The organism is Nonomuraea fuscirosea (assembly GCF_003001935.1).
Taxonomy (GTDB): domain Bacteria; phylum Actinomycetota; class Actinomycetes; order Streptosporangiales; family Streptosporangiaceae; genus Nonomuraea; species Nonomuraea fuscirosea.
Map to the genome: position 1 here is coordinate 41,000 of NZ_PVNG01000034.1, position 21,073 is coordinate 62,072.

At 67.9% G+C, this 21,073-nt stretch carries 17 protein-coding genes; 7 read left to right on the top strand and 10 right to left on the bottom strand.

From position 1 onward, the window contains the following. Positions 1–107: 107 nt before the first annotated feature. The 4 genes from B0I32_RS51025 to B0I32_RS51040 all read right to left on the bottom strand — a co-directional run bounded on the left by B0I32_RS51025 (position 108) and on the right by B0I32_RS51040 (position 3,118). Positions 108–533, bottom strand: coding sequence for a CGNR zinc finger domain-containing protein (locus tag B0I32_RS51025; protein WP_106252188.1), 426 nt, complete (start codon positions 531–533; stop codon positions 108–110). A 147-nt stretch (positions 534–680) separates the two neighbouring features. Next, positions 681–1,424, bottom strand: a complete 744-nt coding sequence (locus tag B0I32_RS51030) for an amino acid ABC transporter ATP-binding protein (RefSeq protein WP_106252190.1) — start codon at positions 1,422–1,424, stop codon at positions 681–683. Then, on the bottom strand, positions 1,421–2,248 hold the full coding sequence (locus B0I32_RS51035) for an amino acid ABC transporter permease (protein WP_106252192.1): 828 nt from the start codon (positions 2,246–2,248) through the stop codon (positions 1,421–1,423). Before B0I32_RS51035 ends, B0I32_RS51030 begins: the two co-directional genes overlap by 4 nt. A 3-nt stretch (positions 2,249–2,251) precedes the next feature. Further along, on the bottom strand, positions 2,252–3,118 hold the full coding sequence (locus B0I32_RS51040; protein ID WP_106252193.1) for an ABC transporter substrate-binding protein: 867 nt from the start codon (positions 3,116–3,118) through the stop codon (positions 2,252–2,254). A 274-nt stretch (positions 3,119–3,392) separates the two neighbouring features. On the opposite strand from B0I32_RS51040, the gene B0I32_RS51045 reads away from it, so the two are divergent. After that, the gene (locus B0I32_RS51045; protein WP_106252195.1) at positions 3,393–4,601 is read left to right on the top strand and encodes an NAD(P)-dependent malic enzyme; all 1,209 of its coding nucleotides are present in this window, start codon (positions 3,393–3,395) and stop codon (positions 4,599–4,601) included. Positions 4,602–4,889: 288 nt separating this feature from the next. Further along, positions 4,890–6,248 (top strand): NsdA family TPR-like regulatory protein, encoded by a 1,359-nt coding sequence (locus tag B0I32_RS51050; protein ID WP_106252197.1) that lies wholly within the window; start codon positions 4,890–4,892, stop codon positions 6,246–6,248. A 121-nt stretch (positions 6,249–6,369) separates the two neighbouring features. Here B0I32_RS51050 and B0I32_RS51055 read toward each other — a convergent pair whose 3' ends face one another. The 6 genes from B0I32_RS51055 to B0I32_RS51080 form a co-directional block, all read right to left on the bottom strand. Continuing rightward, on the bottom strand, positions 6,370–7,857 hold the full coding sequence (locus B0I32_RS51055; protein ID WP_106252198.1) for a trypsin-like serine peptidase: 1,488 nt from the start codon (positions 7,855–7,857) through the stop codon (positions 6,370–6,372). A gap of 176 nt (positions 7,858–8,033) precedes the next feature. After that, positions 8,034–9,599, bottom strand: a complete 1,566-nt coding sequence (locus B0I32_RS51060; RefSeq protein ID WP_106252200.1) for a trypsin-like serine peptidase — start codon at positions 9,597–9,599, stop codon at positions 8,034–8,036. 435 nt (positions 9,600–10,034) lie between these two features. After that, positions 10,035–11,567 (bottom strand): trypsin-like serine peptidase, encoded by a 1,533-nt coding sequence (locus B0I32_RS51065; RefSeq protein ID WP_106252202.1) that lies wholly within the window; start codon positions 11,565–11,567, stop codon positions 10,035–10,037. 478 nt (positions 11,568–12,045) lie between these two features. After that, positions 12,046–13,209, bottom strand: coding sequence for a trypsin-like serine peptidase (locus B0I32_RS51070; RefSeq protein ID WP_106252203.1), 1,164 nt, complete (start codon positions 13,207–13,209; stop codon positions 12,046–12,048). A 197-nt stretch (positions 13,210–13,406) separates the two neighbouring features. After that, positions 13,407–14,546, bottom strand: a complete 1,140-nt coding sequence (locus tag B0I32_RS51075) for a trypsin-like serine peptidase (protein ID WP_106252205.1) — start codon at positions 14,544–14,546, stop codon at positions 13,407–13,409. A gap of 382 nt (positions 14,547–14,928) precedes the next feature. Further along, on the bottom strand, positions 14,929–16,050 hold the full coding sequence (locus tag B0I32_RS51080) for a trypsin-like serine peptidase (RefSeq protein WP_106252206.1): 1,122 nt from the start codon (positions 16,048–16,050) through the stop codon (positions 14,929–14,931). Between the two features lie 283 nt (positions 16,051–16,333). Between B0I32_RS51080 and B0I32_RS51085 the strand changes: the two genes are divergently transcribed. From B0I32_RS51085 to B0I32_RS51105, 5 genes are all read left to right on the top strand, one after another. After that, complete coding sequence (locus B0I32_RS51085) at positions 16,334–17,764, top strand: acetyl-CoA synthetase (protein ID WP_106252208.1); 1,431 nt, start codon at positions 16,334–16,336, stop codon at positions 17,762–17,764. Positions 17,765–17,860: 96 nt separating this feature from the next. Beyond that, the gene (locus B0I32_RS51090) at positions 17,861–18,139 is read left to right on the top strand and encodes a hypothetical protein (RefSeq protein ID WP_146178624.1); all 279 of its coding nucleotides are present in this window, start codon (positions 17,861–17,863) and stop codon (positions 18,137–18,139) included. Further along, positions 18,126–18,554 (top strand): type II toxin-antitoxin system VapC family toxin, encoded by a 429-nt coding sequence (locus B0I32_RS51095; RefSeq protein WP_106252211.1) that lies wholly within the window; start codon positions 18,126–18,128, stop codon positions 18,552–18,554. Before B0I32_RS51090 ends, B0I32_RS51095 begins: the two co-directional genes overlap by 14 nt. A 47-nt stretch (positions 18,555–18,601) precedes the next feature. Continuing rightward, positions 18,602–19,495, top strand: a complete 894-nt coding sequence (locus B0I32_RS51100) for a hypothetical protein (protein ID WP_106252213.1) — start codon at positions 18,602–18,604, stop codon at positions 19,493–19,495. Positions 19,496–20,098: 603 nt separating this feature from the next. Continuing rightward, positions 20,099–21,055: a zinc-binding dehydrogenase gene (locus B0I32_RS51105; protein WP_106252214.1), complete on the top strand. Its 957-nt coding sequence runs from the start codon at positions 20,099–20,101 to the stop codon at positions 21,053–21,055. Positions 21,056–21,073: the final 18 nt, after the last annotated feature.

Here is a 21,073-nt window from a genome sequence, read left to right on the forward strand (position 1 = left end):
GCGGACGTTCGGGGAGCCGCCCAGGAGGGTTCCGGAGATCGTCCACGGACCGTCAGGGGACCGGCCAGGGGCGTCAGAGGATCGGCTGAGGGGCGTCAGGGGGCCGGCTAAGGGGCGTCGTTCCTGCGGCGGGCGCGGAAGGCGGCCACGTTCGCCCGGCTGGCGCAGCGGGCCGAGCAGTAGCGGCGGGAACGGTTGGATGAGGTGTCGAGGAAGGCCAGGCCGCAGTGCGGCTCCCGGCAGCGGCCCAGCCGGTCCACGCCCAGCTCGGCGACGACCGCGGCCAGGCCCATCACCGCGGTCGCGGCCGGGTCGTCGGCCAGGTGCAGGTGCCAGGGGCCGTCGTGGTCGGAGAGCTGGTGGCGTACGGGATAGCGCACGAGCAGCGCGTTGAGCAGCGCGGCCACGGCCCGGTCGTCGCCGGCCGCGTCGAACACGCCGGCCAGCTCGTCACGCAGCCGCCTGAGCTCGGGCGGCGGCTCGGGATCGTTGGCCAGCCGGACCGCCCACTCGGCGTAAGAGGTGAGGTCCATCCCGGTCCATTACAGCAGAGGCGGGGCGGCCCGGCGAAACAGGCGGCAGAGGCTCGGGACACCCGCATACCGGCGGCCGGGGCTCCGGCATACCGGTGAGCGGCGGCCGGGGCGCCCGCGTTCGATGCGGGCGCCCCGGCCGAACGCTCAGCCCTCGGGATGCAGGACGCGGTGCAGGAAGGCGCGGGTGCGCTCATGCCGCGGGTCGCCGATCACCTGGGCGGGCACGCCGTCCTCGACGACCACCCCGCCGTCCATGAACACCACCCGGTCGGCCACCTCCCGCGCGAAGCCCATCTCGTGGGTGACCACCAGCATGGTCATCCCCTCCTCCGCCAGCTTGCGCATGACGGTGAGCACGTCCCCGACCAGCTCGGGGTCGAGCGCCGAGGTGGGCTCGTCGAAGAGCATGAGGTCGGGGTTCATGGCCAGCGCCCTGGCGATCGCCACGCGCTGCTGCTGGCCGCCCGAGAGCTGGCCGGGCAGGGCGTCGCACTTGGCTCCGACGCCGACCTTGGCCAGGTTCTCCCTGGCGACGACCTCGGACTCCTTCTTGCCCCGCTTCAGCACCCGCCGCTGGGCGATCATGACGTTCTCCAGCGCCGTCATGTGCGGGAACAGGTTGAACTGCTGGAAGACCATGCCGATGCGGCGGCGTACGGCGTCGATGTCCACGTCGGGGTCGGTGACCTCGACGCCCTCGACGAACACCTTGCCCCTGGTCGGCTCCTCCAGCAGGTTCACGCAGCGCAGCAGGGTGGACTTGCCCGACCCCGAGGGGCCGATGACGCAGACCACCTGGCCCGGATCGACGGTCATGTCGATGCCCTTGAGCACCTGGTTCTGGCCGAAGTACTTGTGCAGGTCGCGCAGCTCGATGGCGTGTGTCATCGCGTCCTCCCCTTTCGCCCCTCCAGCCGGGAGGCGAGATAACCCAGCGGGATGGTGACGATCAGGTACGTGATGCCGGCGACCATGATGGGCGTGGCGTTGGCGAACTGGGAGGCCAGGTCGTTGCCGAACTTGGCCAGCTCGACGTACTCGCCGGACACCCCGAGGAACAGCACCAGCGACGAGTCCTTGAGCAGGGACACGAACTGGTTGGTGGTCGGCGGGATGACCATGCGGATCGCCTGCGGGATCACCACGGTGACCTGGGCCCTGGTGGCGGACATGCCCAGGGACCTGGCGGCCTCCGTCTGCCCCTTGGGCACGGCCTGCAGGCCCGCGCGGAAGACCTCCGCCTGATAGGCGGCGCCGACCAGGCCGAGCCCGAGTATGCCCTGTCCGTACGTGCCGCCGGGCACCTGGAAGCCCGGCAGCGCCAGCGGCAGGAACGTGATCATCAGGAAGATCAGCAGCGCGGGCAGGCCGCGGAAGATCTCGATGTAGACGACCGCGATCCACCGGTACGGCAGGACCTGCGAGAGCCGCATGAGGGCCAGCAGCAGCCCGAACACGAACGCGAAGAGGAACCCGCCCACCGTGTAGATGATCGTGTTGCGCAACGCGACGGTGAACAGGTCGGGCAGCGCCTCCTTCGCCACGTCGATCTTGGCGAAGTTCTCGGCGAGGCTGCCCCAGTCGGCGTACAGGACGACGGCCACGAGCGCCAAGGCCAGCACGACGTACTGGACGCCGCGGGTGACCTGCTGCTTCTTCCGGGGGCTGAGCCTGGCGCGGCCAGGCTCAGCCGTCTTCGGCTGGTCGGCCATGCGTCAGCTCAGCTCGCCTGGCTTCTTGCCGAACCACTTCACGAAGATCTGCTCGTACGTGCCGTCCGCCTTGGCCTTGGCGATCTCGTCGTTGATCGTCTTCAGCAGGACGGGGTCGGCGCCCTTCTTCAGGCCGATGCCGTACTGCTCGCCGGTGTCGAGGCTGCCGATCAGCTCGAACTTCTCGGCGACCTCGGGCTTCTTCAGCCAGGTGAGCACCACGGGCAGGTCCTGCACGATCACGTCGGCCTGGCCGGCCTGGAGGGCCAGCAGCTCCTTGGAGGAGTCGGCGTACTCGGTGGGGTCGAACCCGTTCTTCTTGACGTAGTCGAGGCCGGTCGTGCTGGCCTGGGCGCCCAGCTTGAGCCCCTTGGCCTTCACGTCCTCGAGCGACGACGCGCCCGTGCCCTTCTTGGCCAGCAGGGCCTGCGTGGCGTCGAAGTAGGGGGCGGAGAAGTCGATGTTCTTCTGCCGGTCGGGAGTGATGGTCATGCCGGCCGCGGCGACGTCGCACTTGCCGGCCGCCATCGCGGCGCCGCTCTTGATCACGGCGAAGTCGATGTCGACGATGTTCTGCTCGACGCCGAGCTTCTTCGCGGCCAGGTCGACGATGTCCACGTCGAACCCGACGATCTTGCCGTCGGCGTCCTTGAACTGGAACGGCTCGTACGGGATGTTCGTGCAGACCGTGAGCTTGCCCGGCTGCACCAGCTTGGCGCCGCTGCCGCCGGCTGCGGAGGCGCTGGCACTGGTGGTGCCGGAGCCGGAGCTGGAGCTGGACTCGCCGCCGCACGCGGACAGGGCGAGAACAGCCGTCAGAGCGAGCGCGCCGACGGCGTAACCCCGGCGGCCCTGGGGACTGAGGGCCATGGACGGCCTCCTCGAAGTGAAATGCCACGAAACTTGCGTTTTGTGCAGTTTAAATGGCTTTTGCTGCGGTCCGTCATCGGGCGTTTAACGATGCGTCAACAGAACGGCGTCGGCCCCGACACCGCACCGATCCCGACACCATCTCACCATGTGGCACTATGGGGAGACGGGTGACCCCCGAACCCCCTCACGAGACGCTCGGCGAGGGGTTCCTGGCAGCTACAGAAGCCAGCCCGCTCGCGCACGTCAGCCGAAGGTTTACTTCCCGCTACCAATGACTCCAGGGGTCGCTGTGGCTGCCACGCCCGCTTCTGCTTCCGTCGATTCGCTCGATCAGGACCCGGCCTTCGCGCTGCACCGCGGAGGCAAGATCGAGATCCGCTCCACCGTGCAGGTCCGCGACGCGGACGACCTGTCCCTCGCCTACACGCCCGGCGTCGCCCGGGTCTGCTCCGCCATCGCCGACAATCCCGCCCTGGCCGACGACTACACCTGGGCCTCCAGGGTGATCGCCGTCGTCTCCGACGGCACCGCCGTGCTCGGCCTCGGCGACATCGGTCCCGCGGCGGCCATGCCCGTGATGGAGGGCAAGGCGCTGCTGTTCAAGGAGTTCGCGAACGTCGACGCCGTCCCCATCTGCCTCGACTGCACCGACGTCGACGCGCTGGTCGAGACCGTGGTCCGGCTCGCGCCCTCGTTCGGCGGCATCAACCTGGAAGACATCAGCGCGCCCCGCTGCTTCGAGGTCGAGGAGCGGCTGCGCGGCCTGCTCGACATCCCGGTCTTCCACGACGACCAGCACGGCACCGCCATCGTGGCGCTGGCCGCCCTGCAGAACGCGGCCCGGGTGACCGGCCGCTCGCTCGGCGACCTGCGGGCCGTCGTGGCCGGGGCCGGCGCGTCCGGCGTCGCCGTCACCCGCATCCTGCTGGAGGCGGGCATCGGCGACATCGCCGTCGCCGACTCCAAGGGCATGATCTACGACGGCAGAGACGGGCTCAACCCGGTCAAGCAGGCGCTGGCCCGCGACACCAACCGGGCCGGCCACACCGGCTCGACCGAGGAGGCCCTGGTCGGCGCCGACCTGTTCCTCGGGCTGTCGGGCTCGACCGTGTCGGAGGAGGCCATCGCCGCCATGGCGGCCGACTCCATCGTGTTCGCGCTGTCCAACCCCACCCCCGAGGTGCACCCCGACGTGGCCGCCAAGCACGCCGCCGTCGTCGCCACCGGCCGCTCCGACTTCCCCAACCAGATCAACAACGTGCTGGCCTTCCCCGGCGTCTTCCGCGGCGCCCTCGACGTGCGGGCGAGCACGATCACCGAGAACATGAAGGTGGCCGCGGCCGCCGCGCTCGCGGACGTGGTGGGTGACGACGTCTCGCCGACGTACATCATCCCGAGCCCGTTCGACGAGCGCGTGGCGCCCGCCGTGATCGCCGCCGTGGCCGCCCAGGCCGTGGCCGACGGCGTCGCGCGCGTCTGATCCCACGCGCCTGATCCACCCGATGAGCGGGGGCCCTTTCGGCCTCCGCTCCTCCATTTCCGCGCTTCGCCGCAGCTCTGAGGGGCTTTCGGAATACCCGTCCCGGCCATGGGTAGGTGACGTCTCCGTCCAGGGGCGCAGGTGCCGTGCGTACATACTCGGCGCGGCGGGCGGCATGGGACGGAGTTGGGGTGGACTTTGAGAACTGGCATAAATCCTTTACGCAAGGTGCTATAACTGTAGCTCTCTGTAATGATGTGGGCGCCGACTCCTGTGACGAGGAGAGCGATGGAACGCGAGCCGAATCGACTGCTGCAGCACCTCATCGCGGAGGCGGGTTTCTCTCATAAGGGATTGGCCAGGCGCCTCAACGAGCTGGGTGTCGCACGCGGCGCGCCAGGCCTCAAATACGACCACAGCTCCGTCCTGCGCTGGATCGGAGGTCAGAGGCCACGCGATCCGGTGCCATGCCTGCTCACCGAGATCTTCGCACTGCGTCTGGGCAGGCCGGTCTCCGCCGAGGACCTCGGCATGCCGGCCGTCATCACACCCCTCGATCTCGGACAGGAGTTCACGCACACGTGGCAGGAGGGGATCGCGACCGTGACGGCGCTGTGGCGGGCCGATGTAGAGAGACGCAGATTCCTGATCGATTCGACGTTCGCGATAGGAGCAGGCTCCGTCGGAGCCGTACGCTGGCTGACATCGCCCGCTGAAGGGCGCCCGAGCGGTATCGGATCACGGCGGGTGGGCCGTGCCGACGTCGCCGCCATCCACGAGGTCACCCGATCCTTCGGTGAGCTCGACAATCGGTTCGGCAGCGGCCGGGTCAGGTCGTCCGTGGTCAAGTACCTCGACACCGCCGTCTCCCCGCTGCTCAAGAACGGCGCGTACGGGCAGAGCACCGGCAGGCAGCTCGCCTCCGCGGCCGCTGAGCTGACCCGCCTGGCCGGCTGGATGGCCTATGACATGGAGCAGCACGGCCTCGCCCAGCGCTATCTGATCCAGGCCCTGCGCCTGGCCAGAGGCGCCGACGACCAGACCCTGGGCGGCGAGATCCTGGCCGGGATGGCCCACCAGGCCATCTACATCGGCCAGCCGGCCCACGCCCTCGACCTGGCCAGGGCCGCGCAGATGGCGGCCCGCAAGGCGGGCGTGCGCACCCTCCTCGCCTCCGCGCACGTCCTGGAGGCGCACGCGCACGCCGGCCTGGGCGACGGCCGCTCCTGCGGGGCCAGCCTGCACGAGGCCGAGCGCGCCTTCGACGTGCGCAGGCCCGACGACGAGCCCAAGTGGCTCAGCTACTTCGACGAGGCCTACCTGTCGGCGAAGTTCGCCCACTGCTTCCGCGACCTGGGGGAGGGCGAGCGGGTGGTCCGCCAGGCGCGGCGCTCGCTCGACATGGACGCCCGTTACGTCCGGGGCCGGATGTTCAACCTGTCGCTGCTGGCCGCCGGGCTGCTGCAGTGCGGGGAACTGGAGGAGGCGTGCACGGCCGCGGCCGATGCGCTGGCTCTGGGGGGCGAGCTGCAGTCGGCCAGGTCGCGGTCTTACGCGGCCGACCTGCGGCGGCGGCTGGAGCCGTACAAGCACGAGCGGCCCGTGATGGCGCTGCGCGAGCGCGCCCGGCAGCTCAGCGCGGTGTGACCGGGCTCAGCGCCGTCTCTGATCGGGCTTGGCGTCCTGTGGTACGGGACGATCTGGGGAACCGGAAAGGCCCGGGCCGTGATGGCCCGGGCCTGCCGGTCTTGCTCGCGAGCTGCCGGTTCTACTTGAGCAGTTCGCCGTTCGGGCCCACGACGGACTTGGTCGCCGCGTAGTTGGCCTTGTTGTAGACGTCGGCGGTCTCGCCGTCGAAGATGGCCGAGCTGATGTAGTCGATCCGGCCGTTCTCGTCGTTGTCGTAGAACATGCTGGTCACGCCGTTGACGTAGCCGGTGCGCTTGCCGTTGTTGTACTTGAGCAGCCACGGGCCGCCGTCGGCGCCCGGGGTCATCGAGCACTTGAGCACCTGGTGCGTCTCGACCCTGAACGTGTTGACCTGCCAGCTCTTCGTGCCGGTCTTGCCCGCGCACCACTTCGGCGTGACGCCGCTGAAGGGACGGTCGCCGTCGGGGTGCGGGGCGCTCGGGTAACCGAAGACCGTGACCGGCTGGTTGAGCGGCTGGTTCCAGGAGAAGCCCTGACCGCCGACGACGTCGCCGAGCCGGCCCATGTCCTTGGCGATGCCGAGGATGTAGTGAGCCTGGTAGTACTTGCGCTCGGTGCCCGGCTTCACCCACTTCTGGGTGTAGTAGTGGATGACGGTGTAGTTACCGCGCTTGTCAGGGCCGGTGCCCTTGTCGCCCGGGCCCTTGTAAGCCTGCCACTGCGTCTTGGTGAGGTGCTCCACGATCGGCTCGCCGAACTTGAAGCCCTGCCCCCTGCCGGTCCTGGCGGCGGCGTAGGCCTGCTTGGAGACCTCGACCTTCTCCACCACGGCGTCCGGGTGGTCGGGCCCGGCCAGCTGCGCGTCCTTGGCGCCCACGGACCAGCACTGGCCCAGGTTGAGCACGCACTTGCGGAACTCGCTCGCGCTGATCTCGCCCGGCTTGACCCACTTGTCGCCGGCGAAGTCCTTGAACTCCTTGAAGGAGACCTCCTTCTCGGCGCCCAGCATGAAGCCGTTGTGCACCGCGACGAAGGCGTAGTCGCCGTCGTAGTCGTCGTAGGTGTCGAGGTCGTAGGCGGTGAAGGCGTAGGCGCCGACATAGACGCCCCAGGGGGCCCGGCCCTGGTAGTAGCCGGGGATGAAGATCCACTTCTGGTAGACGTCGTCGCCGTGCTCGTACACGCAGTGGCCGGCGGTGGCCACCAGGTTGCGGTTACGCGACTGGATCGAGGTGGCCGAGCACCAGCGGTACTGGCCCTTCGAGTCGAGGAAGAAGACCTTGCCGATGGTCTTGGGCAGGTTGACGTTCTTCGAGGCGCCGGCCTTGGCGGTGGTGGTGGGGCCGGTCATGCCGGGCTTGCCGTCGGGGGCGCCCTTGCTCCCGCTGCTGACGAGCTTCGGAACCTGCTTGGAGTCCAGGTTGTACTGGGTTGCCTTCTTGAGCGCGGCCCCGTTCGAGTCGAGCCAGAAAGCGGCCGCTCCGTAGGCGTCGGCCGGCTTCGGAAGGAGGTTGTCCGTCGCCCAGTTGGGCGCGGCGTTGGCGGGCGGGGCGAGGACGGCGGCGCTCAGGCCGACAGCGGCGAGGGGGATGAGCAGGCGCTTCAAGGAAGGACTCCACAGTTGTCAAAAAGGGTGTAAAAACCCTATCGACCCATTGGTCACTCTAGTAAGGGGTTTCACGCAATTTCCAGCAGAAAGGCCGAAGGGCCCGGCTGGCAGCCGAGCCCTTCGGGTGAAGCATGCGAACGATGACTAGGTCGTCGTTCTGGTCCTGCTGAGAACTACTTGACGAGCTTGCCGGACCACGACTTGGACGCAGCGCTGTAGATCGCGGCCGTCTCACCGTCGAAGTACGGCGAGGTGATCGTGTCGTAGCGCTTGTTCTTGTCGCTGTCCATGACCAGGCTGGTCACACCGTTGACGTAGCCGAGGCGCTTGGCGTTGCTGTACTTGAGCAGCCACGGGCCACCCGCGTAGCCACCGGTCACGGCGCACTTCAGGGAGATGTGCTCCTCGACCTTGAACTCGGGGGCCTTGGTGACGTTCTTGCCAGTCTTGCCGTAGCACCACTTCGGCGTGACACCGGTGTAGGGCTTGTTGCCGTCCGGGTGCGCACCCTGCGGGTAACCGAAGGTGCGGACGTACTTGCCGGTCGGCTGGTTCCACGCGAAGCCCTGGCCACCGACGTTGTCGCCGAGACGGCCACCGCTCTTCAGGCCCGAGACGACGGTGTAGAAGTCCTTACGGATCCACCCGCGCTCGGTGCCCTTCTTCACCCACAGCTGCACGAAGTAGTGGGTGATGGTGGAGTTGCCGCGACGGTCCAGCTTGACCGTGCCGGGGAACTTGTCGTTCGGCACGGGCTTGTTGGTGTCGCTCAGCGGCTTCTCGGGGTCGAAGCCCTGGCCCTTGAGGTACTCGACGGCCTCGGTGTACGTGACCTGCTCGACCTCGGGGGCGCCGAACTTGCGGCCCTGGCCCTGGCCGGAACGAGCCTGGAAGTACTTGCTCCCCGTGACCTCAGCCTTGGTGACCTCGGCGCCGGGGTAGTTCGGGCCGACAGCCTCGTCCGGAACCGCACCCTTGAGGACGTAGACGTCCTTGTTGTGCGGGTCGAGACGCTTGCGAGCCTCTTCCCGGCTGACCGGGACTTCCTTGACGAACTTCTCGCCGCGGTACTGCCTGAACTCGTCCCAGTACACCTTCTTGGGCTCCTTGAGGGAGCCGCCGAGGGCGTCGTACACCGTGACGAAGGCGTAGTCGCGGTCGAAGTCCTCGTAGACCTCGAAGTCGTAGTGGGTGAACGCCTGCTTGCCCACGTACAGACCGAACGGGGTCTTGCCCTGGTAGTAGCCGGGCACGAAGACCCAGCGGGACACGACTTCCTTGTTCGCCGCGATGTCGTAGACGCAGTGGCCGGCGGTGGCGACCAGGTTGCGGTACTGCGACTGGATGGAGGTGCCGGAGCACCAGTAGAGCTTGCCGTCACGACCCTCGAAGAAGACCTTACCGATGGACTTCGGCAGGTTCACGTTCTGGGTCTTGGCGGCGGTCTTCTTCTCCTCGCCGATGGGCGCGGTGACCCCCGGCTTGGTGTCCGCGCTGTAGCCACCACCGCGGGAGATCTTCTCGACCTCGAGAACGTCGGGGCTGAAAGCCACGGCGCCCTTGAGGGCGGCGTTGTTGGACTTGGTCCAGAACTCCACGACCTCTTCGGCCTGGGCCTGCGTCTTGGCGAGATCGGCGTTCTCGATGACGTTGTCAGCCTGCGCCGTGCCGGCGAGACCGGCAGCGAGGAGACCAGTGGCCAGAATGGCGCCACCGGCCGGGAGGAGGATGCGCTTCAAGGTAACTCCTTGCGCTGTCGTGGAACGCCTCTTGCGTCCCATGCGTCAGTAAAGGGATAGCCAGGAACATACAGTGTCGATCTTGAGCTCGGGTAGCCGATCTGAAAGGAAAAGTCGCGACAAGCCGGGCGTGATCGTTCTGTGATGTTTAAAAGGCTGATGCGCAGGAGCTGGGTGAAGCTTCAGTTGTCACCATTTGGCCTGATCAACATAAGGATGTTGTCAAAGTGACCATGGGTGCGGAGACGTCCCGTTGATCCGTCCCGGCTGAGCGGTGTGACGCAGATCACATCGAGTTGATGGCACCGTATGGGCGCCCCATGCGTCCAAACGCCTTCACTTCGCCGGAGAAAAGCAGAAGGGCCCGGCAGGATGCCGGGCCCCACGCTCGCAACAGTTATACGGACGGTCAGGGACCGGTCGCGGAACCGCTACTTAGACGATCTTGCCGGACCACGAAGCGGCCGCGGCCTTGTAGACGGTGTTGGTCTCGCCGTCGAAGTACGGCGACGAGATGTAGTCCACGCGGCCGTTCTTGTCCTGGTCGTTGAAGGTGCTGGTGACACCGTTCACGTAGCCGAGACGCTTGGCGTTGCTGTACTTGAACAGCCACGGGCCACCGTCGGCGCCCTCGGTCATGGCGCACTTGAGAGCGACGTGCTCCTCGATCTTCTTGGCGGCGGAGCCGACAAGCTTCTTCGAGGTCTTGCCGTAGCACCACTTGGGCGTGATGCCGGTGTAGTTCTTGTTGCCGTCGGGGTGCGCGCCGGCCGGGTAGCCGAACACGCGGACGTCCTTGCCGGTCGGCTGGTTGTACGCGAAGCCCTGACCGCCGACGTTGTCGCCGAGGCGACCAGCGTCGAGGGAGGCACCGTCGACGATGAAGAAGACGGTCTTGAAGAACTTCGTGTCCGTGCCGGGCTTGTACCACTGCTGGACGAAGAAGTGGGTGATCGTCCAGTTGCCGCGACGGTCCTTCTCGACCTTCGCCGGGTATTCCTTCCGGTCCGCCCGCTGCTTGGCCTTGTAGGCGGCGGCCTCGTTGGCGGTCACGATCTCGGTGATGGGCTCACCGAACTTGCGGCCGTTGCCCTGGCCGACGCGAGCGCGCTGGTAGCGGCCCTCGGAGACCTCGACCTTGCCGACGACGGCGCCGGGGTAGTCGGGACCGGTCGCCTCAGGCGCCGAGCCGCGCTTGGCCCAGTAGGCCTCGGTCCGGGTGGGGTCGAGCTTGCCCGCGCGGAACTCCTCGCGGCTGATCTCGACGTCCTTGGCGTCCTTGATGCCCTGGTACTTGTCCCACTCGGCCTTGGAGACCTGCTTGGCCTTGCCACCCTCGACCTTGACGCCGTTGTAGACGGTGACGAACGCGTAGTCGCGGTCGTAGTCCTCGTAGACGTCGAAGTCGTAGTGGGTGAAGGCCTGCTTGCCGACGTAGATGCCCCAAGGAGCACGGCCCTGGTAGTAACCGGGGACGAAGACCCACTTGGACATGACGTCCGAGTTGGTGGCGGTGTCGTAGACGCAGTGCCCGGCCGTGGCGACCAGGTTGCGGTACTGCGACTGGATCGAAGTGGCGGAGCACCACCGCTTCTCGCCCTTGCTGTTGACGAAGAACACCTTGCCGATGGTCTTCGGCATGTTGACGTTCTGCGTCTTGGCGGTGCTCTTCTTCTCCTCGCCGATCGGCGCCGTGGTGCCGGGCTTGGTGTCAGAGCTGTAGCCGCCCTTGCTCTGCAGCCTGGCGACGTCGGTCTTGCTGTCCCAGACGTTGGACTCCTTGGCGGCCTTGAGGGCAGCGCCGTTGTTCTCCGCCCAGAAGTCCGCGATGGCCTTCGCGTTCGCAGCGGTCGTCGCCATGTTGTCCTTGGCGACGTCGGTGTCAGCCGAAGCCGTACCGGCGAGGCCGGCGGCCAGGAGGCCGGTGGCCAGAACCACGCCACCGGCGGGGATGAGGATGCGCTTCAAGGGAACTGCTCCTTGCTCTGTCGTGGGTCGCAACATGCGTCCCATGCGTCAGTAAAGGGATAGCAAGGAACATAGCGTGGTGATCTCCGCAGGTGGAACCCGCTTTGGCGGATCCGGCAGGACCCCTTACCGCCGTGACCTTTCCGTTACCAGTCAGAGATCTTCGCGCGCTGTGATGCGAAAGTTACGTTTACGCAGGGTGTGAGCGGGTTATCGCTTACGGCACGAAAGTTCCGTTAATCGGACGTCGCACAGCGTGATCGCTTGTATGTGACTCAGATCACAGGAACCAGATTTGGGCCTGCCCCGTCTAAGTTGGCCCGATCCTCACAGGTGATCTTCAGGAACCGGTCGGAGACGCTCAGATTCAGGCTCCGGCGGCCGCTTTTCGTCGGCCCGCACGGACTTCCAGGACCCCCGGAAACGCGAACGAGGGCCTCGGTGAGACCCGAGACCCTCGTCTGCTCGCGCGCGTGACTTACTTGTACAGCTCCCCGTTCGGGCCGACGATCTTGCCCGACCAGACGTTCTTGGCCGCGTTGTAGACGCCGGCCGTCTCACCGTCGAAGTACGGCGAGGTGATGTAGTCGATCCGGTCGTTGCCGTCCTGGTCGGCGAACGTGCTCGTGACGCCGTTCACGTAACCGAGGCGCTTGGCGTTGCTGTAGTCGAGCAGCCAGGGCCCGCCGTCGAAGCCGGGGGTCACCGCGCACTTGAGGCCGATGTGCTCCTCGATCTTCAGCCAGGACGCGCCCACCGCCTTGGCCGTGGTCTTGCCGTAGCAGTGCTTCGGCGTCACGCCGCTGTAGGGCCGGTTGCCGTCAGGGTGCGGCGCCGACGGGTAGCCGAACGCGCGCACCGCCTTGCCCGTGGGCTGGTTCCAGGCGAAGCCCTGACCGCCGACGTTGTCGCCCAGCCGCCCCGCGTCCTTGGACAGCAGGATGTAGTGGCGGCCGCCCCACGACCGCTTCGGGCCGGTGAACCGCTGGTAGTCCTTGCGGTTCACCTGCTTGACGCCGTTGAACTGGATGCCGTTGTAGACGGTGACGAACGCGTAGTCGCGGTCGTAGTCCTCGTAGGTGTCGAAGTCGTAGTGGGTGAAGGCCTGCTTGCCCACGTAGATGCCCCACGGCGTCTTGCCCTGGAAGTAACCGGGGACGAAGACCCACTTGTCCAGCGTGGAGGCGTTGCTGTCGGTGTCGTACACGCAGTGGCCGGCCGTGGCGACCAGGTTGCGGTAGTTCGACTGGATGGAGGTGGCCGAGCACCAGCGGTACTTGCCGTGGCTGTCGACGAAGAAGACCTTGCCGACGGTCTTGGGCAGGTTCACGTTCTGGGCCGAGCCGGTGGATCTGGACTCGCCGGTCGGCGCCGTGAGGCCGGGCTTGCCGTCGGGGGTGTAGCCGCCCTTGGAGACGACCTTCCGCACTTCTTTCGAGTCCCACGTGTACTGCGTCGCGGACCGGAGCGCCTTGCCGTTCGAGGCCAGCCAGAAGGAGGCGACGGAGACGGCGTCGGAGGAGTTGCGGGCCATCGGGTCGTGGGCGACGCCGCCGCCGGCCTGCGCCGTGCCGGACAGACCGGCGGCGAGCAGGCCGGTCGCCAGGAGGGCGCCGCCGGCGGGAAGAAGGGTTCGCTTCAAGGTGACTCCAGGTTGCGCTGACATGAGGCGCCTCGTGCACCTCCGGAATTCAGCAAATGGACAGCCCGGAACCTACAGCGTTGTTGGGGTTCGTGTGACAAACGGGGAGATCGTGTCAGTAGTGGGAGCGTGGGCCGTGATCCCGCCGAGAGGGAGAAGCCGCTGATCACCCCAAGTGATCAGCCGGTTGCTATGACTTACGTCACTTTTGGCACGGTGGCCTGCGCCGCCGCCCGCCGGTAGACCTCACCGGTCGTGGTGTCGAAGTAGGGCGACGACACCGCGTCGTAGCGGTCCCTGGCGTCCCTGTTCCAGGTCAGGCTGTTGACGCCGTTCAGACTGCCGAGCTTGCGGTTCTTGTCGTAGCCGATCACCCAGGGGCCGCCGCTGGCGCCGTGGCTGAAGTCGCACGGCTGGAGCTCGACGCCCTTCTGCAGGTCGAGCCCCGGAGCCACGGTGTAGCGGGTGCTCCGCTCCGGGCACTCCAGCAGCGTCTTGCCGTCGAACGGGCGCGTGCCGTCGGGCTGCGCCCCCGCCGGGTAGCCGAAGGGCCTGGCCGTGTACGAGCCCGGCTTCCTGTTCAGCTCGATCCCCAGCCCGCCCACGTTGTCCTGGAGCCGGCCGACGTCCTGCATGACGTAGCCGCCGTTCTTGGCGACCCAGGTGAACCCGCGGTTCACGGTCACGAACGCGTAGTCGTAGTCGTAGTCGGCCTTGCCGATCCAGTCTTCGTGCAGGCTGATCGAGGCGCCCACGTAGATGCCGTCGGGCGTCTCGCCGTTGGCGTCGGGGTTGGGGACGAAGATCCAGTAGTCGGCCGGCTTGGCCTGGCGCGAGTCGTACGCGCAGTGCGCGGCCGTGGCGACGACGCTGCGGTTCTTGGCGGCGATCGAGCTGGCGGAGCACCAGTACTCCTTGTCGCCGATCCGGAAGAAGACCTTGCCCATGGTCATCGCGGCGCCCTTGCGCGGCGGCACGGGCGGGACGCTCTGGGCGGCGAGCGAGCGCCGCACGGTGGCCACGGGCGTGGCCGGGGCGGCCGCGCCGCCGGACGTGCTCACCGGGGCCGCGGCGCCGGGAGTGGCCGGGGTGTAGCTGTCGCTCTTCTTCAGGCGGTCGGGCTTCCAGTAGTTCGCGACCCGCTTCACGTCCGCGAGCGTCCTGGCCAGCGGGACGGCGTACACCTTGCTGGTGGGCGCGGCGGCGCTTGCCGTGGCGCTTGCTGTGGCGCTGTGAGCGTTCCACGCGGCGGCGTGGGCGGTCCCCGTGAGGGCGGGCAGCATCAGCAGCGCGCTGCTGAGCGCAGCCGCTGCCAGGTGCCGGGCCCGGGGGATCATGAAATACGCCTTTCTTGGGGTCGTAAGGGTGGATTTTTCCAGATGTACAGACGGTATTGCAGCTTGGATAGAGATTCGTTACCTGATCAAGGGTGCATCGTGAACTATAAGGACACTGTCAGCCGAACACTCCCGATACGCGTTAATGATCATTAGCAAGTTGGCATAACAGCAGGTCAGACGGGGTTGCTGAGTGTATGTCCGGGCGCGCTATTGCGCGCATTCACGGCCATGATCAGGATCGTTCCAGTGGCGCACACCACGTTGCCGCCGCGACGCCGCCGCGTTGCCGCTGTGTTGCCGCTGCCCCATTCCCGGCCCAAGGGAAGGCCCCGGATCCACTGGGGAACCGGGGCCCGGGTGCAGGCTCGCTCAGGCTCGATCAGCGCCAGTTGCCGGTCCAGCGGTTGGCGGCGGCCTTGTAGACCTTGTAGGTGTCGGTGTTGAAGTACGGCGACGAGATGTGGTCGTAGCGGTCGTTGCCGTCGGTGTCCCACGCGACGCTGTTGACGCCCACCAGGTAGCCGGTGCGCGACGCGCTCTTGTAGTTGTAGATGAACGGCCCGCCGCTCGCGCCGGCGGTGAAGGAGCACTTGAAGCCGATGTGCTCCTGCAGGTTGTACTTCCTGGCCTCGGGCATCGGCTTGGTCTTGCCGTAGCAGTACTTCATGGTGCGGCCGGTGAACGGCTTGTCGCCGTCGGGGTGCTCGCCCGCCGGGTAGCCGAAGGAGAACACGTTCAGCTTGGTGCTCCGGTTCCAGGTGAAGCCCTGGCCACCGACGTTGTCACCGAGCCGGCCGACGTTCTTGACCGTCCACTTCCACTTGCCGCCGACCTTCTCCCACTTGACCTTGATGCCGTTGAAGACGTTGACGAACGCGTAGTCGTAGTCGTAGTCCTCCTTCACCACGAAGTCGTCGTGCGCGTTGAACGTCTTGGCGGCGTAGATGCCGTAGGGAGCCTTGCCGTCCCAGACCTTGTCGCCGTCCCAGTAGGACGGGATGAAGATCCAGTTGTCGTAGAAGGTGTTCTTCTTGGTGTCGTACACGCAGTGGGCGGAGGTCGCCACGAGGTTGCGGTACTTGCTCTGCACCGAACTGGCCGAGCAGTAGCGCCAGTTCTTCGGGTTGCGCGGGTCGGCCTTGGGCAGCGTGAAGAACACGCGGCCGACCGTGTTGGGCAGGTTGACGTGCTTGCTCTTCTTGCTCTTCGTCTTCTCCGCGCCGATCGGCGGAACGGAGCCTGCGGGACCGTCAGGGGAGTCGTTCCTGCCCTTGACGCCCTTGGTGGACAGGTCGACGCCGTCGTCGTAGTCGGTGGCCAGCTTGATGCGGTCCGGCGTCCAGAACTGGACCGCCTGCTCAGCAGGGGTGGCCGAGTTCCTGGACACGACGTCCGAGGGTGCGGTCGCGCTCGCCGCGCCGCCGCTGACCATTCCCGCCGCCAGTCCGATGGCCACGAGGCCGGCGAGGGGGATCGCGATGCGCCTTGCTCGGGAATACATGGAGCTCCTCTCAGCTTTCGGCGGCCCAGAGCGGGGGACTGCGCCCCGGTGGGCCAGGAAAACGTTGAGAACGCTAATGAACGGCCCGATCCGGCCGCCAGGAAACGACGCCAAAAAGCATGGGCCGGTTCCGTTCCGTTATGGAAATAGCGAGTTCGCATGTATTCGGAATTAGCATTTCCGCAGGTCGAGGCCGCGTTTTATTTTCTCTGACAACAGCGGTAACGCCAATTATCAAGCGCCACTCCTTATCAACCGAACGTTGTTCTGGTTAGATGGCGGCATGGATCCTCGCACGCCCTGTCTCATTGGCATCGCCCAACGCACCATTCGCGAGCAGCCGGGCCCGGAACCGCTGGATCTGTGGGAGTCGGTCGCCCGCGCCGCCGCGGACGACGCGCGGCTGCCCGTCGGGCGGCTCGACTCGATCCAGATCGTCCACACCGACTCGTGGCAGTACGACGCGCCGGTCGGCCGCCTCGCGGAACGCCTCGGCGCCACGCCGCGCCACCAGGTCTACTCCAAGGTCAGCGGTACGGCCCCGCAACTGCTCATCGGCGCCGCGGCGGCCGGGATCGCGGCGGGCGAACTGGAGTCCGCGCTGGTCGCGGGGGCCGAGGCGCTGGCCACGCGGCGGGCGTACCGGAAGGCGGGCGAGCACGCGCCCTGGAGTCACGCCGCCGATCCGCGGCCGCCGTACGGGTGGGAGCGGCCGCCGCATCCCTCCGCGCTGGCGCACGGGCTGTTCCTCCCGGTGCACACCTATCCGATCATGGAGACGGCGCGGCGGGCGGCCGTCGGGCTCGCCATCCAGGACGAGATGCGCGAACGGGCCCGCATCATGGCCCCGATGACCGAGGTTGCGGCGGCGAACCCGTACGCCTGGCGCAGGGTCGCGCGCACCCCCGACGAGCTGCTCGACCGCTTCGTCGGCTGGCCGTACACCAGGAGCACCGTGGCCGTGCTGGAGGTGGACCAGGCGGCGGCCGTCGTGCTGGCCAGCTCGCGGCTGGCCGACCGGCTCGGTGTGCCTCAGGATCGGCGGGTCTACCTGCGCGGATGGGCGTACGCGGAGGACACCTGGGAGGTGGCGGCGCGGCCCGCGCTCGGCTCATCGCCGGCCGTCGCCGCCGCCGCGCGGGCCGCGTTCGAACGGGCCGGGCTCGGACTGGACGACATGCACGCGCTCGACGTCTACAGCTGTTTCGCGATCGCGCTGCGGCAGGCGTGCGACGCGATCGGGCTCGACCCGCTGGACCCGCGCGGGCTCACGGTCACCGGCGGGCTGCCGTACGCGGGCGGGCCGGCCAGCGACTACGTGCTGCACTCGACGGCGACGATGGCGGGGCTGCTGCGCGCCCAGTCGGGGCACGGGCTGGTCACCGGGGTGGGGATGCACCTGACCAAGCACACGTACGCGGTGTGGTCGAGCGAGCCGGGCGGGCGGCTGGGCGGGGCGACGCCGGTGCACACGGCCGAGGAGGTGCCGGTCGTGGCGTCGTACTCAGGGGTGGGGAAGGTGGCCGGCTACACGGTGGCGCACGGGCCGGGCGGCGCGGCCGAGAAGGGGTTCCTGGTGGTGGAGGTGCCGGGAGGGCGGGCGTACGCGGTGGTGGAGGAGGCGGACCTGCTCGCGGAGGCGGAGGAACGGGAGCTGGTGGGGCGGGAGGTGCGGGTGGCGACCGACGGGAAGGTCAATGTGGCCTCCTGGTGACTTAAACTTGCAGTCAAATCTGTGACCGGATGACTACTATCTGGTGTTGACATTTTTATGTCAGCGGCGGACGCTGGAGTCATGCGGAGGACAACGGTGCGCATCGACGAAACGCTCCTCAACGAGGCGAAGGCGTACGCGGCGAAAAACGGACGAAGTCTCACCTCGGTCATGGAGGATGCCTTGCGACAACTGCTCAACCGCTCCACGGAGGTGGCCCAGCGGCCCCGCGTGGAGTTGATCACCTCCCCGTGCGAGCCCGGCTACCACGCATGGGTGCAGCAGAGGCTCGACGCCGGCGACACGCTGGAGCACATCGCCTACGATCTGGGCGACGCGGAGCGACTCCCGGAGGCGTTCGATGCTCCTCGCTGACACCAACGTCCTCGTCAACGCGTTCCGGCGCGAATCCGCCGACCACGATCGCTGCCTGGCCATCGTCGACGAGATGGTGAACGGCGACTCCAGCTACGCCGTGAGCGACTTCGTCGTCAACGGGTTCCTCCGGATGGTGACCAACCGGCGCATCTACCTCAAACCCGATCGGCTCGAAGACGCCCTCACCTTCGCCGCGGCCTATCGCAACCAGCCGCACGCGTCGGTGGTCGCGGCCGAGGACCGGCACTGGGAGATCTTCACTCGGCTCAGCCGTCAGGTCGGCGCCACCGCCAATCTCATCCCCGACGCCTATCTCGCCGCACTCGCCATCGAGCACGGTTGTGAATTCGTGACCTGCGACCAGGATTTCGCCAAGTTCGAGGGCTTGCGCTGGAGGTCGCCCCTGAACTGAACTGGAGTTCAAGGGCGCAAGCCGGCACCGACTCGGCTAGGAACGTCGTGGCGGAACAGTTCGACGTCATCGAGGCAGGCGAGCGTGGGCGCCGCCGGTGGACAGTGCTGCTGGTGGTGCTGGCGCTCCTGCTCATCCCCGTCATCGGTCTGCTCGTGAGCCGGGACGCCGACCCTGAAGCCGAGGCGGAGTCTCCCGCCGCGACCGCGACCCCTGAGCCCATCAGATCGCTCACCCGGCTCGACAACGCGCCCAACATCGTCAACCCGCCCGCCGTGCGCAAGCAGGGGGACGAGGTCATCCAGGTGGTGTTCCCCCACGGCGTGCGGGCCGAGGTGCGGTATCCGGCCGAGCTGAATCTCGACGCCCTGGGGTTGCGGCCGTTCCAGGGGGCGTGGGTCGAGGGACGGTTCCGCCAGTTCGTCGCCCCGTACGGCGGTCAGCTGGAGGTCACCCGTGGCGGGCAGCCAATCAGAAACTACGCCCCCAACGTGACCCTCTGGCCGCGCCAGGCGGGCAGCGGCTTCTACGGGCAGGTGCTGCTGTTCGAGTTCGGGCCGTGGCGGCTGGCGATGTACGACCGGGGGGAGGGGCTGACCTTCGACCAGCGGATGTCGCTGGCCCGCAACCTGCGCGGACGGGTGACCAAGGAGGGCTACCTCGTGCTTTCGGCCCGCCGTGACATCCGGCTGACCCGACCGGGGGAGCGGGTCCAGGGCCATCCGGTCGGGCCACAGCTGTGGTTCGGCGGCGGGGCGGGCCAGATGCTGGCCCTCGTCCCGACCCCCGACTGCGCCGGCCACCGCGCGTTGCCGGAGGTCATCGAAGGCCGAGGCCGTCCGTCCGACACGGTGTGCCGTGGCGACATGCTGATCGCCGTCACGGGGTCGACGGAGTTCAGAGAGAAGGCGATCGAGGGGATCCGGGTCACGGTGAAATGACCCCACCCACTCGCCGGGCGATGCCGGGAATCTGTCGGGTGCTTCGCCTGAGTGGTGTTGGGGCCCTGCCAAGGTTTTGCTGGGCGACGTCGAGTCCGTCGGGCGTTAGGCGGATGGCGCTGGGCGACAGCGGACATGGGCGGGCGGTGCCGACGGGGCCGGGCTTGGTGGGTTGGTGCGGTGGAAGCCGAGTGGAGTCGGGGTCCGGCGGACTCGGTCGGGTGGTGCCGAGTGGAGCGGGGCTTGGTCGGGCGGTGCCGATGGAGCGGGGCTTGGTCGGGTGGTGCTGGGGAGTGTCGGGTGGTGTCGAGTCGAGTCGGGTTTAGGAGGACTCGGTGGAGTGGTGCCGTAGTGCGGGGCGTGGCCGGGTGGGCCGAGGGAGTGCTGGGTGGAGTCGGGGTCCGACGGCTCTGGGCGGGTGGTGCCGGTGGGGCCGGACTTGGTCGAGTGGTGCTGGGAAGCGTCGGAGTGGAGTCGGGGTTGGCGGGGGCTGTTGGGGGAGTGTCTAGCTGAGGTGGGTTGAGGGCGTTTGATGGGTGGTGAGGGCGGGCGGGTCCGGGGTGTGGGCGGGGTGGGGTGATCGGGTTGAAGTAGGGTGCGGCCATGTTCGCCGTAACCGCCACACAGACCGATCCCGACAACCCGCTCGCCGGCCTGACGCTGGGTGAGCGCCCCGAGCCGGAGGCGCCTGAGGGGTGGACGACCGTTTCGGTGCGTGCTGCCGCGCTCAACCATCACGACGTGTGGACGCTCAAGGGCGTCGGCATCCGGCAGGACCGGCTGCCGATCGTGCTCGGCTGCGACGCCGCCGGGGTGGACGAGGACGGCAACGAGGTCATCGTGCACTCCGTGATCGGCACCGGCGCCGACGAGACGCTCGATCCCAAGCGCACACTGCTGTCCGAGCAGCATGACGGCACGTTCGCCGAGCGGGTGGCCGTGCCGCGCCGCAACCTGGTGCCCAAGCCGGCCTCGCTAGGCTTCGAGCACGCGGCCTGCCTGCCGACGGCGTGGCTGACCGCGTACCGGATGTTGTTCGACAAGGCCGGGCTGGAGCCCGGCTCCACCGTGCTGGTGCAGGGCGCCGGCGGCGGCGTGGCCACCGCGGTGATCGCGCTCGGCCGGGCCGCCGGATACCGGATCTGGGCCACCAGCCGTTCGGAGAGCAAGCGGGAACGGGCCCGGCAACTCGGCGCCGACCAGGTCTTCGAGCCGGGCGCGCGGCTGCCGGAACGGGTGGACGCGGTCATGGAGACCGTCGGCCAGGCCACCTGGGACCACTCGCTCAAGTCGCTCAAGCCCGGCGGGCGCATCGTCGTCTCCGGCGCCACCAGCGGCGCGGTTCCGCCCGCCGACCTGAACCGGGTCTTCTTCCTGCAGCTGTCCGTGGTCGGTTCCACGATGGGGACGCGGGAGCAGCTGGGGCGGCTGGCGGTGTTCCTGGAGCAGACGGGGCTGCGGCCGGAGATCGACCGGGTGCTGCCGCTGGCCGAGGCGCGCGACGGGTTCGCCGCCATGGCGTCGGGGGAGATCTTCGGCAAGATCGTCTTCACCGTCTGAATAAGTGACGGGTTACTT

What these genes read in the sequence shown, in the direction of transcription:
- B0I32_RS51025 (WP_106252188.1), bottom strand. Translation starts at nt 533, where the DNA reads ATGGACCTCACCTCTTACGCCGAGTGGGCGGTCCGGCTGGCCAACGAT.
- B0I32_RS51030 (WP_106252190.1), bottom strand. Translation starts at nt 1,424, where the DNA reads ATGACACACGCCATCGAGCTGCGCGACCTGCACAAGTACTTCGGCCAG.
- B0I32_RS51035 (WP_106252192.1), bottom strand. Translation starts at nt 2,248, where the DNA reads ATGGCCGACCAGCCGAAGACGGCTGAGCCTGGCCGCGCCAGGCTCAGC.
- B0I32_RS51040 (WP_106252193.1), bottom strand. Translation starts at nt 3,118, where the DNA reads ATGGCCCTCAGTCCCCAGGGCCGCCGGGGTTACGCCGTCGGCGCGCTC.
- B0I32_RS51045 (WP_106252195.1), top strand. Translation starts at nt 3,393, where the DNA reads ATGACTCCAGGGGTCGCTGTGGCTGCCACGCCCGCTTCTGCTTCCGTC.
- B0I32_RS51050 (WP_106252197.1), top strand. Translation starts at nt 4,890, where the DNA reads ATGGAACGCGAGCCGAATCGACTGCTGCAGCACCTCATCGCGGAGGCG.
- B0I32_RS51075 (WP_106252205.1), bottom strand. Translation starts at nt 14,546, where the DNA reads ATGATCCCCCGGGCCCGGCACCTGGCAGCGGCTGCGCTCAGCAGCGCG.
- B0I32_RS51080 (WP_106252206.1), bottom strand. Translation starts at nt 16,050, where the DNA reads ATGTATTCCCGAGCAAGGCGCATCGCGATCCCCCTCGCCGGCCTCGTG.
- B0I32_RS51085 (WP_106252208.1), top strand. Translation starts at nt 16,334, where the DNA reads ATGGATCCTCGCACGCCCTGTCTCATTGGCATCGCCCAACGCACCATT.
- B0I32_RS51095 (WP_106252211.1), top strand. Translation starts at nt 18,126, where the DNA reads ATGCTCCTCGCTGACACCAACGTCCTCGTCAACGCGTTCCGGCGCGAA.
- B0I32_RS51105 (WP_106252214.1), top strand. Translation starts at nt 20,099, where the DNA reads ATGTTCGCCGTAACCGCCACACAGACCGATCCCGACAACCCGCTCGCC.